Below are 12,826 nucleotides of genomic sequence, written 5' to 3' on the forward strand. Positions count from 1 at the left end.
TCATTCAATTAACTATCTTAGTGCAATTGTAACGTATTATAAATGATCACATTTATAACCAAATGATACTGGCGCTAAATTACTGAATATTAACTAATTATAAAATGAAAAAATCAGAATTCAAGGAAATTATTAATACTTCAATTGAAAAAACTTGGGAGGTATTATTTAATCAATATGGCGATATACATGTTCATAACCCGACAATGCCAACTTCCAAATATTTAAACAATGCTACAAAAGGAGGCTTAAATTGTACTAGGTATGTTACGTTTGACGATAAATTATTCTTAGAAGAAACAATAACCGAAGTAGATGAACATAAAAGTTTTAAAGTAGAGGCTTACAAGCACAATCTTCCGTTTTTAAAAGAGATGTCCGCCATTTATGAATTGACTTCTCTTGGAGCAGATAAAACCGAAGTAACTATGAATTCCTTTGTTTCCACTTCACCTGGTTTTATGATTTACCTGATGAAAGGACAATTAGGGAATGGTCTAAAAAAACATCTTTTTGGGTTGAAGTATTATTTAGAAACTGGACAGGTTGTAGATAAGGATAATTACACTGACATCTTTAAAAACTATAAATAAGAAACCGCCTTTCATGAAAAAAACACAATCATTATGAATAAGGAGTTGAGAGATAAACTTGGAGTTAACGAAAACAACCCTAACGATTGGTTTGAGACCCTCTATTCCGAATCAAATGATTCTGGAAGTGGTGTTCCGTGGGCGAATATGGCGCCTCACCCAATTTTTAAAAACTGGATTGATCAGTCCTCTCCTCTAAAAAAAGAACAGACCGCATTGGTAATAGGTTGTGGTTTGGGAGATGACGCCATTGAGTTAGAAGCAAAAGGCTACAATGTTACTGCTTTTGATGTCTCAGAAAGTGCTATTGAATTGTGTAAAAAAAGATTTCCAAATTCTAAGGTAAAATTCATAACAGCAGATCTAATAGAAGGAATCACTGAATGGCGCCACAAGTTTGATTTTGTTTTAGAAATTTTTACTATTCAAGCTCTTCCTCCTAAATACGAAGCTATTTTAATTAAAAATGTAGCCGATTTTGTTGCTGAAAATGGAAAACTCATTGTAATTACAGAGGTTCAAACGCAAAAAAGAATCTATGAAAATGGTCCACCTTGGCTCATAAATGCAGACTATATTAATTCATTTGAACAAAATGGATTAAAACTAATTTCAAATACAACAAATAATGAAACGGAAGTTGGAGAAGAAATTCATCTTTCTGTTTTTAAAAGATAATTATTGTATTAATGAAGGAATTTAAACCCTCAATAAATCATATCGAAAAGGCAACTGGTACAGAGTTACAAGCTGCCATGTATGAGTTCTCTACTGCTACAAAAACGTTTGAAGGAGAAGAATTCTTAAAACCATTAGAAGCTGAACTTCCTATTTTGGCGAATTTTTTAATTCACGACAATCAAGAAGTAAGCGGATGTGCGATCAGTATTTTTCGAAGAGTACCTATAAACACTAAAACCCTTCAAAAATTAATTCGTCTTAATAAAGAACCGAATGCACTTGTTACTGAAGCAATAGGAAACATAGATGATAATCTTTGGAGCCTTGAAATCGAATACGAATTAATTCGTTGTTTAAATTTTGAAGAATCTGAAGGTGCCGCCGCCAGAGCATTTTATGAGAATGTTTATTCTATAAAAGAGCGTAAGACAATAAATACCCTTATAAAAGTGCTTCATTCCAATAACCAATTTACAGTGAACAATGCTGTAAATGCATTGTGTACTTTAACAAAACTTAACCTCGGTGTTTACGCTATTTCTAGATTAAAACAACTAATATCAGATTCCACTAATAACAAGTTAAAAGAAAATATTGCAAAAACATTATGTTGGGCAACTGATAATGGAGAAGAACTGCTTCAACTTTTGGCAAATGACTCAAATGAAAAAGTACGTAATATGGCAAGCAACTTCTTACAACAACCGAACAATTAATCCTACAAGAATGTAATCGCTCGGAAAGAGCACAACCAAAGTACAACTATCAATAGAAGGATGTTTACTTTAATAATTGATCTACATTCGTTTTAAAGTGTTTCCCAACAGGAACAATTTGATCGGCAATAAAAATCCTATTCCCTTCAATGCTTTTTATAAACTTTGGAGCCACTGCGAATGATCTATGTACTTGTAAAAAATCATCTTTTGGCAACAATTCAATTACAGCCGATATTTTATCTCTAATGGTAATCGTTTCATTTGTTGTTACTACTTTAGTATAATTTCCTGAAGCCTCAATAAATAAAATCGAGTCTATTTCTACTTGCGTATATTTTTTATTACTTCTTAAAAAAATACGTTTACTGCCGCTTTCATTCTCCGTTGAAACTGAAGAAACAGGACCAGGACCACTGAAGGTTTTATTAATTGCTTTTAAAAAACGATCGAACCCAAACGGTTTTAATAAATAATCAGAAATATTCAATTCATACCCTTCCAAAGCAAATTCTTGATACGCCGTAGTTACAATTACTTTTGGTGGATTTTTTAGGGTTTTTAGAAAATCGAAGCCTTTTAATTTTGGCATATTCAAATCTAAAAAAATTAAATCTACCTCATTCTTACTCAAATATTCAAAAGCCTCTAAACCGTCATAGCAACTCTTTTTCAACTGCATATTTGGTAATAAATCACAATAGCCTTTTATAATTTTATGAGCCATGTGTTCGTCATCAATTATTAAATAAGTAATCATAATTGGTTTAATATTAAAGTTGCTTTATACACATTCTCTTCTGTTGATATAGACAATTTGAATTTATTCTCATAAACTAATTCCAATCTTCTTTTTAAATTTTTCAACCCAATTCCCGCATTTTTCTCCACTTCAGATGCATCGAAATTATTTTCTATGTCAAATTGAATCTTATCATCAAAGGTAATTACGTTTATATGAACAAAAGCATTTTCTCTTAAATTCTCCACTCCATGCTTAAAAGCATTCTCCAACAAAATGATAAACAAAAGTGGCATTACTCTGCAGTCTTCATCAAATTGTTCTTTAAATGAAATATCGATGTTTTTATGATATCGCATTTTATGGAGTTCAATATAATTCTTTAAATAATCAACCTCCTCTTTAAGAGTAACAGTCTCTTTTTCACCTTCATAAATACTGTATCGCATCATATCAGAAAGTTTCAAAATCAACTCTTGTGCCTTTTTAGAATCTACCTCTACTAAACCGTACAAATTGTTTAACATATTGAAGAAAAAATGAGGATTTACCTGACTTTTTAAATGCAGTAATTCTGTCTTTGCTTTTTCATTTTTTAAAGCAAGTATGGCTCTTGTCTGTTTAAAAATCCAACGCGCAGTTAAAATAATCAATAAAGGAAAGTAAAAGAAGGCAATAATAATCAATGCATCGCTATCTCCATACTCTTCAACTAAGATAATTATCCTTCCAATGCCTATGGCAAACGACCAAAACATCAACTTATTTATGAACGATTTAGACAACCGTTTATTCCCTTTAATTTGGCGAAAATAATTTGTGATTAGAACTGCAACAAATAGTATTGTATAAATAAAAAGCAGTATAAAAACAGCAGCGAAATCTGGTTGATTTGGATCGGATTCTATAATACCCATTAAACAAATGCCTGCAAATAAAACAGGTATTACTCTAAGTTCATATGGTAGTATTGCTATAGAAAAGGGCTGGTGAATTTTTCTATTAAATAACCAAAAAAGTAATAGGTATACAAGTAGACCCATAGAGGTTAAAATAAATAACACTCCTGTTTGCTCTAATTCATAGTGCGATAAAACCTCTCCACTAATCCAACACAGCACACTCAATCCAAGGGTTATAAAAAGCCGTTTAAATTTTGTAAAAAATAAATCCATGATCAAATCTAATCTAATAATACGACCCATCCAAAGAAGTTGATAGACTCATCATTTCTATGGCTAGAACATCAAAAATCAGGGATAAAATGACTTTAAACACGCAAAGCGTATTTGTATCTCATTATAAGATATGTTTATCACATTTATTTTACTCAACAGTTGTATAGAAATACGTTTGCCAAAAAAAATCAAAAATTATGATCAGATTAAACACTACAAAAACAAACAAGAATCAAAATACAGTTGGTTTTAAATGGAACGCTAAGAGACGATTCAAATAAAAACTCTAATAATTAAAAACGACTTCTATGGAACTCAAAATTAACAACCTATCAAAAACGTATTCCAATGGTGTAAAGGCCTTGCAGAATATTTCTTTAGAAATACCAAATGGAATGTTTGGTTTATTAGGACCAAACGGTGCAGGAAAATCTACCTTGATGCGAACTCTAGCAACCTTACAAGAAGCAGACAATGGTAGCGCTACACTTGGGGGTATTGATATTTTTAAACAAAAAAATGAATTAAGACAAGTGTTGGGTTATTTACCTCAACAATTTGGATTGTACCCTAAAATATCTGCTGAAGTTTTGTTAAATCATTTTGCTGTTCTAAAAGGAATTACCAACAAAAACTTACGCAAAGAAACGGTGCATGCACTTTTGCATAAAACAAACTTATACGCGGTTAGAAAACAAAACCTCAGTGGTTTTTCCGGCGGAATGAAACAAAGATTTGGTATTGCTCAAGCCCTGCTTAACAATCCAAAATTATTAATAGTAGATGAACCTACAGCAGGTTTAGATCCTGTAGAGAGGAATCGCTTTTATAATGTACTTAGCGAATTAGGCGAGAATACTGTTGTAATTCTTTCGACCCATATTGTAGAAGATGTTAAAGAAATGTGCACCAATATGGCCATTATTAATCAAGGTCAAGTTCTATTAAATGGAAACCCTCTAAAAGTAATTGAAAATATAGAGGGCAAGGTATATCAAAAGACCATCCTTAAATCTGAATTAGAAAGTTATAAGAAAAACTACCAGGTCATTAGCGAAAAACTGTTTTTAGGAAAACCTATTGTTCATATTCTCAGCGATTCTAACCCAGGAAATAGTTTTAGTGCAATTAATGCAGATTTGGAAGACGTCTATTTTTCTCAACTCTTTGGTAATAATAAGAACATTTAATGCTTAAACTTATGTGGTACGAAATATTTAAATTCGAATTAAAATATCGCTTAAAACGATTAGACACGTATATTTTCTTCATCTTCCTTTTTCTTTTTTCAATTGTGGGGGTTGATTTCATCTTTCAAGGAGTTGATATTGGAGGAATTAAAATGAATGCTCCTTTAGTAATTGCAAAAACAATGGGTGCCGTTACAGGTATATTCATGATTCTTGCTTCAATGATAATGGGAGTTCCCATTTTAAGAGACTTTGAATACAATATCGCGTCTCTTATGTACACCAATCCTATTAAAAAAAGAGATTACCTGTTAGGTCGATTTTTGGGGTCTTTTGCTGTTTTACTTTTTGTATTTAGCGGGGTATTATTTGGAATGATAATCGGTGAATTTATGCCTTGGCATAGCCCCGAAGAGTACCACCCTTTTCATTTTTACAATTATTTAAAACCGTTCATAACGATTATTTTACCTGCCTTGTTTTTTGGGGCTGCTTTGTTTTTTGTTAGTGGCGCTTTAAGCAAAAAATTAGTGGTCGTTTATACACAAGGTATCTTTCTATTTGTCGTTTTTATGCTAACAAAAGCGATTACAAATGCTGTGGCACAAGCAATTCTAGATCCTTTTTCTTTAACTACGCTAACACTGATTACAGATACTTGGACAGTTGCAGAACGAAATATTCAAGCCATACCTTTTAGTGGAGTTCTGCTTTTTAATAAACTCTTTTGGGTAGTACTAGGGTCTGCAATTTTAGTTTTTGGTTATTATAAATTTAACTTTAGCGTAATAAACGACAAAGGTAGATTTAAGAAAAAATCAACGTCGTTAGATTTGGAATCAAATGAGAAAATTAATACCGAGATTCCTGAATTCAAAACATCGCATGGTTTAAGGTCTAAATGGAATGAATTAAAGCATTTCTCTTGGTTTTATTTCGTTAGTATTTGCAAACAACCTTCTTTTTGGGCCATTGTAATTTGTGGAATGATTATTATTTTAATCAATTCAGTAAACTTAGGTACTGTTTATGGCGTAGATAGTTTTCCTGCTAGCTATTTTATAGTAGAAGAACTTCAAGAATCCTCTATTTACTTTTTCCTTATTATTCTAGTTTTTTATTCAGGAGAACTCATTTGGAAAGAAAGAAGTCTAAAATTAAACTTGATTTACGACGCCACCTCTATGTCTAATTTTTTACATCTATCAGGGAAATTTATTGGCCTAATTGGAATCTATATTGTATTGATGTTTTCATTAATCTTATCAGGGGTGTTATTTCAAACCATGAATGGGTATTACAATTATGAATTTCAAGTATACTTTAATGGTTTCTTTTTAGAAATTCTTCCATTTCTTATACTTTACACCTTTATTGCCTTTCTTATACAAGTATTGATTAACCGCAAATTTATAGCAATTTTTGTTGTATTAATTTTCTTTATCTTAAGTACTCTCCTTGGTGCACTTGGTTATAACCACCCTCTCTATTTTTTTGGTGGAAGTTCTTTAAGTATTTATTCTAATATGAATGGCTATGGACATTTTCTAGCACCTTATTTAATAATTAAATCCTATTGGTTAACCTTTGGAGTTCTTTTATTAGTCGTGAGTTCTATAATTTCTGTAAGGGGCACCGATTCAAACCTTATCCAAAGATTGAAGGCTAGTAAAAATAGAATGAGTAGACCCATTATAACATTGGGAATCTCAATACTTGTGGTTTTCTTACTTCTAGGAAGTTTTATATTTTACAATACTAATATCTTAAATACGTATTGGAGCAATGTAGAAAAAACTCAATTTAGGGTTGCCTATGAAAAAACGTTAAAGAAGTATGAGTACCTGCCACAACCAAAAATTGTAGACGTTAATTTAAATGTTGAGTTATATCCGAAGTCGAGAGATTATAAAGTCGAAGGGTTTTATATCCTAAAAAATACGAGTGACACCATAATTTCTGAAGTGCATATCCAGAAAATGATCGAATCGGACATTAAATTAAAAGATGTACTCTTTGAAGGAGGAGCAACAAAATACAACAAGTATAAAGCTTATGACTACAGCATCTATAAGTTAAACAATGCTTTATTTCCTGGAGATTCTGTAAAAATGAATTTTAATCAAACTTATATTACAAAGGGGTTTGAAACTAATAATGGAAATACTTCTATTATTAATAATGGAACATTCTTTAATCATGAAAATTTTCCAACTATCGGTTACAGCAAAAAATACGAACTTCAAGATGCCGAAGAAAGATTACATCACAATTTACCAGAAAGAGATAATAAGGCGAAAATAAATAACGCAAAAGAATTAATAAATGCAAGATCTGGAAGTGACTCTGATGGAATTAACTTTGAAATTATTGTTGGGACTTCAGCAAATCAAACAGCCATTGCACCAGGAACACTTTTAAAAAAATGGTCAAAGAACAATCGTAATTATTTTCATTATAAGATGAAAAATAAAATGATTAACTTTTATTCAATCGTTTCGGCAACATATGAGATAAAAAAAGATGTTTGGGATCAAGCAAAGGATTCTTTAGCCAACTCAGTTGCTCTTGAAGTCTATTATAGTAAAGGCCACGACTATAACGTAGATCGAATGATGACTGCCATGAAGGCTTCTTTTGAATATTTCAGTACAAATTTCAGTCCTTATCAATACGAACATATGCGAATAATGGAATTTCCTAGATATGCTGAATTTGCGCAATCTTACCCAGGAACTGTTCCGTTCTCAGAAGCGATTGGCTTTGTATTAGATATCGATGACGAAATTGATGTAGACATGGCTTTTTATGTAACAGCTCATGAACTGGCACATCAATGGTTTGGTATGCAAGTAGAAGCGGCAAATGTACAAGGACAGCATTTTATTTTAGAAACGCTTTCGCAATACGCCGCAATTATGGTATTAAAACAACACTATTCCGAAGATAAAGTTCAACAATTCTTACACCTTCAGATCGATAATTATAATGAAGGAAAACGCAAAGAAAATAAACAAGAACCGACTTTGGCACTGGTAACCAACCAAGAATATATTTACTATGCCAAGGGGGCAATGGCGATGTACAAATTACAACAGCAAATTGGAGAAGAGCAAGTAAATATTGCCTTAAAACGATTTATAGAGGATTGGAATACCAAGGATGGGGCATTAAAAACAAAAACAAACCGCTATGCTACAAGCAATGATTTATTGGGTTACTTCAAGGAGATTTGCACCGAAGAACAACGGCATATTATAGATGAATTATTTGAATCAACCAACCCCATAGATATCACCAGCAACTAAAATGCAATAAATCTACACTCCAATGCTTAATGCAAAATGATTAATTATAATCACAAAAAAACTGACGTATAAGGAAAAGTAAAAAAACTAATACTTTTGCCGTAATCTTGAGTACATTTACGAATCAGGATTGATTTAAAGCAATTCAATCTTGGTTTTCCACACATCGGTGATTAGATTTAGATTTTATTTAAGGAGTTTTGGATATTTGTCATTGAACATTAATATTTCCATATTCGAGTAATCAAAAAAATCAACTTAGACTTAAAACAAGAAATACTATGAACAAAAAGAAATCGAAACAAATATTAAGAATTTTTCTACTTGTTGGTACAGTTGTTTCTATGTTTTTTGTACCATGGCTGCTAGTAAAAGCATGGGTTTTACCACTACCCGACTCGTTGCAAGCACAAGCAGATGAAGCAATTGATCATGGGTTTGATGGTATTGTAGTTTATATAGATAAAGGAGGCGAAACACCAAAAACGTATACTTCTGGCTGGCATGATAGAGAAAAGAAAATCCCTGCAAAACCAACTGCTCTTTTTAAAATTGCAAGTATTGGCAAGTTATACAACGCCGTTGCTATTGCCAAATTAGTTAAATCCGATCGTTTGTCTTTAGACAAAACCGTGGCCGATTACTTTCCAGAATTTGCAGATAGAATTGAATATGCGGATAAGATAACACTAAAACATTTAGTGCAACACAAAAGTGGTATTCCTAATTATTCTAATCATCCAGGGTATTGGGGTAATCCAACGAAAACTGATCAAGAAACAATGGAGTTAATCCTAGATCTACCTGCAAATTTTAAGCCCGGAGAAGACTATGAATATTGTAATACAAACTACTTATTAAACCGCCTCTTAATTGAAAAAGAGTTGGGATATAGTATTTTTCAATTTATAACGGAAGAAATTCTAACTCCTTTAAACCTTAGCAATACATTTGAAAATTTATGGGCGGTAAATATGGACGAAGTGATGAGTGGTTATCATGTAGGCTATGGAGAGGATTTAAAATCGGGAGAATGGGGTATGCTGGCAACTGCCCAAGATGTAGCTAGTTTTGTTCGTGCATTAAATGACGGCTCTGTTTTTAAAGAAGGTGAACAAGAAATTTACGCTTCAATTTATGAATACAAGCATTCTGGTTGGGTACCGGGTTACCAAAGTTTTGCTGAATATCACAAAGATATTGATGCGGTAGTAGTTGAGTTTTACAATACTACGGACGACAAACTATTTATGTGGAATGCCGCCGAAATTGTGAATTCAAGAATTTTAAAAATAATAAGTAAGTAATTGTAATAACCTCATCAAGCATTTAAAAAATGAATTCAATTTTACCCGCTCTAAGATATTTAATGCTCTCAGCACTTTTTTTAAATGTCCTTGTTTCGTGCAAAAACACTAAAAGTAAAATAAAAACCAACAATGTATTAATCGATTCTAAATTTACATATAACAACTACCAAGCAACATCAACCGATAGAATTATTTCAAGAGCGGGCTATGCAGATAAACTATATGGTTTTTGGTTGGGACAATGTATTGCTAATTGGACTGGGCTGGTAACAGAAATGGATAAAATAGGAAATATTGGCGATGTTAAAACTGGCGATTTTTATACCAGAGAAAATTGGGATAAACCAGATCAGCCGAGTATTTGGGGTGAGGGTGTTCTAAGTAATTTATCTGAAAATATTGATTTTGTATTTAGAGGAGAGGACGAAGTATGGGGCGCTGATGATGACACGGATATTGAGTATATGTATCAGCATTTATTATATACACATAGAACTGGATTGCTAACAGGTGAGCAAATAAAAGATGGATGGTTAAAACATATGCTAATAGAAGAAGAGAACTTTTTATGGGTTGCCAATCAAAAGGCTTTGGATCTGATGCAAAAAGGTTATGTCCCTCCGGCTACAAGCGATCCAAAATTTACAACGGACTCAATCTACGACAACTATTATGAAATGATTGATGCCCAACTAACAACAGAAATTTTTGGATTTTATGCGCCTGCAAGACCAGATTTCGCTTTAAAAATGGCGGAATTACCGATACAAACAACGGCAAGAAAAAATGCGCAATGGATTTCAGAATTTAATGTTATTATGTATTCGTTGGCCGCAATTAGGGCTGAAAAAATATCAATGAAAGAACAAATTCATTGGATGGCTCATAATGCTCGTTCTCACATTCCAAACGATTCATATGCTGCAAAAATGTTCGATTTTGTAAAACAATGCTATGACGATGGTATGACTTGGGAAGAAGCCAGAGATGCTGTTTATATTCGATATCAAGTAAACCAAGAGGATGGATATAATATGACTTCAAAAAATATTTATTGTAACGGTTGCTTCGCAGGAGGAATTAATTTTGCGGCAAGTATTGTTAGTTTACTTTACGGTGAAGGTGACCTAAAAGAAACTATAAAAATTGGAACCCTAGCGGGATGGGATTCGGACAATCCAACCGCAACTTGGGGCGGTTTACTTGGCTTTATGTACGGTAAAGAAGGAGTTGAAGAAGCCTTTGGAAGAACATTTTCAGACAAGTTTAACATCCATAGAACAAGGCGAAACTTTCCAAACGGAGTCGATAACTTTAATAATATGGCTAAAACAGGTGTGTTTATCGTAGATCGCGTTGTACAAGATTATTTGGGTGGTGGAATAGATCTAGAAAAAGATGTATGGCACGTTCCAATACAAACATTAGAATCAAATTCAACCAAATAGTAGTCAAAAATCCTGAAAGCACACTAAAAAGAATTAATGACAACAAAGGCTTATTTTAATTGGAGTTCTGGTAAAGACGCTTCCATAGCGCTATATAAACTAATACAACAACAAGAATTGCATGTTGATTTATTAGTAACCACCATAAACAAACACTACAATAGAGTTTCCATGCACGGATTGCCTAAGGGGCTTTTAGAAGCACAGGCAAAATCTATTGCCATTCCTCTACATTGTATTGAATTGCCGGAAAATCCAGACATGGATACCTACAATGCAATTATGGCAAAAGAAGTAACTGCCTTAAAAGAAATGGGATATGAAAATTGCGCATTTGGAGATATTTTTTTGGAAGACCTACGTAATTATAGAGAACAACAATTAAAAGGTATTCAGTGCCATTTCCCATTATGGAAAAAAGATACAACCGAATTATTGCAAGAATTTATTGAATTAGGTTTCAAAGCAATTATAGTTTGTTGTAGCCATTCTAAACTTGGAAAGGAATTTATTGGAAAAGAAATCGACAATTCGTTTTTAGATACACTACCAAAAGATGTTGATCCGTGTGGAGAAAACGGAGAGTTTCATACTTTTTGTTACGATGGTCCAATTTTTAAACACCCTATCAAGTTTTCAAAAGGAGAAACAATCCTAAGGAAATACCCTGATCCTAAGGGCGGTAAATCGGTTGGATTCTGGTTTCAAGATTTAATTACGAATTAATTTAACAAAATTTTTATTATAAATATTTTGCCGGTATGCTCTTTAATCGTAATATTGCAATATATAAATGAAGTAAGATTATGGGATTAGCAAAAACAGAAATATTCAGTGACACTCAAAATGAGATTGCGGTGTTTGCAAAGGCATTTGGGCACCCGGCTCGTGTGGCAATTTTACAATACTTATTTAAAGCAAATACATGTATTTGTGGCGATTTGGTTGAGGAAATTGGATTGGCACAACCTACTATTTCACAGCACTTAAAAGAATTAAAAAATTTAGGCTTAATAAAAGGGAGTGTTGAAGGAACAAGTGTATGCTATTGCATAGATGCTGCACAATGGCGTAAAATGAAAGAAACTATGAATGTCTTTTTAGATCAAGACATTAACAGCGAAACTTGTTGTTAAAAAAATTTAAAATTATTAATCGTATTATTACAATAAAAGAATATAAAAATGAAGTTATCAGAAATTAAATCAGTATTAGGTGGCTTAGAGCAAATTGCTTTTGAATTGCCAAACGGAGAATTAGTGCCCCGTCATTTTCATGTAACGGAGGTAGGGAAAATTACTAAAAACTTTATCGATTGCGGTGGTACTGTAAGAGATGAAGAAGTTATTAACTTTCAATTATGGAATGCCAATGATTACGACCACAGATTACATCCAGAAAAATTAGTTCATATTATAGAGTTATCTGAAAAAATATTGAGTTTACCAGATGCAGAAATTGAAGTAGAATATCAAGGTGAAACCATTGGGAAGTTTGGAGTAGATTTTAACGGTTCAAACTTTCTACTTACGAATAAAGCAACGGATTGCTTGGCCAAAGACAATTGTGGTATTCCAACAGAAAAACCAAAATACAAACTCTCAGATTTACAAGCAGCCTCTTGTTGTGAGCCAAGTTCAGGATGTTGTTAACACTTAAT

The 12,826-nt window shown here is 32.6% G+C and carries 12 protein-coding genes; 10 read left to right on the top strand and 2 right to left on the bottom strand.

Annotated features, from left to right (window positions below; translation table 11 throughout):
• Positions 1-104: 104 nt before the first annotated feature.
• From RM519_RS11800 to RM519_RS11810, 3 genes are read left to right on the top strand one after another with little or no spacing between them, the layout of a single operon-like run.
• The gene (locus tag RM519_RS11800; protein WP_311594018.1) at positions 105-593 is read left to right on the top strand and encodes an SRPBCC family protein; all 489 of its coding nucleotides are present in this window, start codon (positions 105-107) and stop codon (positions 591-593) included.
• Between the two features lie 33 nt (positions 594-626).
• Positions 627-1,271: a class I SAM-dependent methyltransferase gene (locus RM519_RS11805; protein ID WP_311594019.1), complete on the top strand. Its 645-nt coding sequence runs from the start codon at positions 627-629 to the stop codon at positions 1,269-1,271.
• Between the two features lie 11 nt (positions 1,272-1,282).
• Positions 1,283-1,990 carry a hypothetical protein gene (locus tag RM519_RS11810; RefSeq protein WP_311594020.1) on the top strand — a complete coding sequence of 236 codons (708 nt, stop codon included), beginning with the start codon at positions 1,283-1,285 and terminating at the stop codon, positions 1,988-1,990.
• A 64-nt stretch (positions 1,991-2,054) separates the two neighbouring features.
• Here RM519_RS11810 and RM519_RS11815 read toward each other — a convergent pair whose 3' ends face one another.
• Positions 2,055-2,750: a LytR/AlgR family response regulator transcription factor gene (locus RM519_RS11815; RefSeq protein ID WP_311594021.1), complete on the bottom strand. Its 696-nt coding sequence runs from the start codon at positions 2,748-2,750 to the stop codon at positions 2,055-2,057.
• Positions 2,747-3,937: a sensor histidine kinase gene (locus RM519_RS11820; RefSeq protein ID WP_311594022.1), complete on the bottom strand. Its 1,191-nt coding sequence runs from the start codon at positions 3,935-3,937 to the stop codon at positions 2,747-2,749. Before RM519_RS11820 ends, RM519_RS11815 begins: the two co-directional genes overlap by 4 nt.
• Positions 3,938-4,218: 281 nt before the next feature.
• Here RM519_RS11820 and RM519_RS11825 point away from each other — a divergent pair, with 281 nt between their 5' ends.
• The 7 genes from RM519_RS11825 (at position 4,219) to RM519_RS11855 (ending at position 12,818) form a co-directional block, all read left to right on the top strand.
• Positions 4,219-5,100, top strand: a complete 882-nt coding sequence (locus tag RM519_RS11825) for an ABC transporter ATP-binding protein (RefSeq protein ID WP_311594023.1) — start codon at positions 4,219-4,221, stop codon at positions 5,098-5,100.
• The gene (locus RM519_RS11830) at positions 5,100-8,408 is read left to right on the top strand and encodes an ABC transporter permease/M1 family aminopeptidase (protein WP_311594024.1); all 3,309 of its coding nucleotides are present in this window, start codon (positions 5,100-5,102) and stop codon (positions 8,406-8,408) included. Before RM519_RS11825 ends, RM519_RS11830 begins: the two co-directional genes overlap by 1 nt.
• Before the next feature lie 281 nt (positions 8,409-8,689).
• Positions 8,690-9,715 carry a serine hydrolase domain-containing protein gene (locus RM519_RS11835; RefSeq protein WP_311594025.1) on the top strand — a complete coding sequence of 342 codons (1,026 nt, stop codon included), beginning with the start codon at positions 8,690-8,692 and terminating at the stop codon, positions 9,713-9,715.
• A gap of 29 nt (positions 9,716-9,744) precedes the next feature.
• The gene (locus tag RM519_RS11840) at positions 9,745-11,166 is read left to right on the top strand and encodes an ADP-ribosylglycohydrolase family protein (protein WP_311594026.1); all 1,422 of its coding nucleotides are present in this window, start codon (positions 9,745-9,747) and stop codon (positions 11,164-11,166) included.
• A gap of 36 nt (positions 11,167-11,202) precedes the next feature.
• Positions 11,203-11,892, top strand: a complete 690-nt coding sequence (locus RM519_RS11845; protein ID WP_311594027.1) for a Dph6-related ATP pyrophosphatase — start codon at positions 11,203-11,205, stop codon at positions 11,890-11,892.
• Between the two features lie 80 nt (positions 11,893-11,972).
• Positions 11,973-12,302: an ArsR/SmtB family transcription factor gene (locus tag RM519_RS11850; protein ID WP_311594028.1), complete on the top strand. Its 330-nt coding sequence runs from the start codon at positions 11,973-11,975 to the stop codon at positions 12,300-12,302.
• A gap of 48 nt (positions 12,303-12,350) precedes the next feature.
• Positions 12,351-12,818: a DUF6428 family protein gene (locus RM519_RS11855; RefSeq protein ID WP_311594029.1), complete on the top strand. Its 468-nt coding sequence runs from the start codon at positions 12,351-12,353 to the stop codon at positions 12,816-12,818.
• Positions 12,819-12,826: the final 8 nt, after the last annotated feature.

Origin of the sequence: Urechidicola vernalis (assembly GCF_031846385.1) — a bacterium.
GTDB lineage: Bacteria > Bacteroidota > Bacteroidia > Flavobacteriales > Flavobacteriaceae > Urechidicola > Urechidicola vernalis.

Bases quoted from the DNA above. Each gene is read 5' to 3' on its own strand.
- RM519_RS11800 (WP_311594018.1), top strand. From the start codon at position 105: ATGAAAAAATCAGAATTCAAGGAAATTATTAATACTTCAATTGAAAAA.
- RM519_RS11815 (WP_311594021.1), bottom strand. From the start codon at position 2,750: ATGATTACTTATTTAATAATTGATGACGAACACATGGCTCATAAAATT.
- RM519_RS11845 (WP_311594027.1), top strand. From the start codon at position 11,203: ATGACAACAAAGGCTTATTTTAATTGGAGTTCTGGTAAAGACGCTTCC.
- RM519_RS11805 (WP_311594019.1), top strand. From the start codon at position 627: ATGAATAAGGAGTTGAGAGATAAACTTGGAGTTAACGAAAACAACCCT.
- RM519_RS11820 (WP_311594022.1), bottom strand. From the start codon at position 3,937: ATGGGTCGTATTATTAGATTAGATTTGATCATGGATTTATTTTTTACA.
- RM519_RS11825 (WP_311594023.1), top strand. From the start codon at position 4,219: ATGGAACTCAAAATTAACAACCTATCAAAAACGTATTCCAATGGTGTA.
- RM519_RS11850 (WP_311594028.1), top strand. From the start codon at position 11,973: ATGGGATTAGCAAAAACAGAAATATTCAGTGACACTCAAAATGAGATT.
- RM519_RS11810 (WP_311594020.1), top strand. From the start codon at position 1,283: ATGAAGGAATTTAAACCCTCAATAAATCATATCGAAAAGGCAACTGGT.
- RM519_RS11835 (WP_311594025.1), top strand. From the start codon at position 8,690: ATGAACAAAAAGAAATCGAAACAAATATTAAGAATTTTTCTACTTGTT.
- RM519_RS11830 (WP_311594024.1), top strand. From the start codon at position 5,100: ATGCTTAAACTTATGTGGTACGAAATATTTAAATTCGAATTAAAATAT.
- RM519_RS11840 (WP_311594026.1), top strand. From the start codon at position 9,745: ATGAATTCAATTTTACCCGCTCTAAGATATTTAATGCTCTCAGCACTT.
- RM519_RS11855 (WP_311594029.1), top strand. From the start codon at position 12,351: ATGAAGTTATCAGAAATTAAATCAGTATTAGGTGGCTTAGAGCAAATT.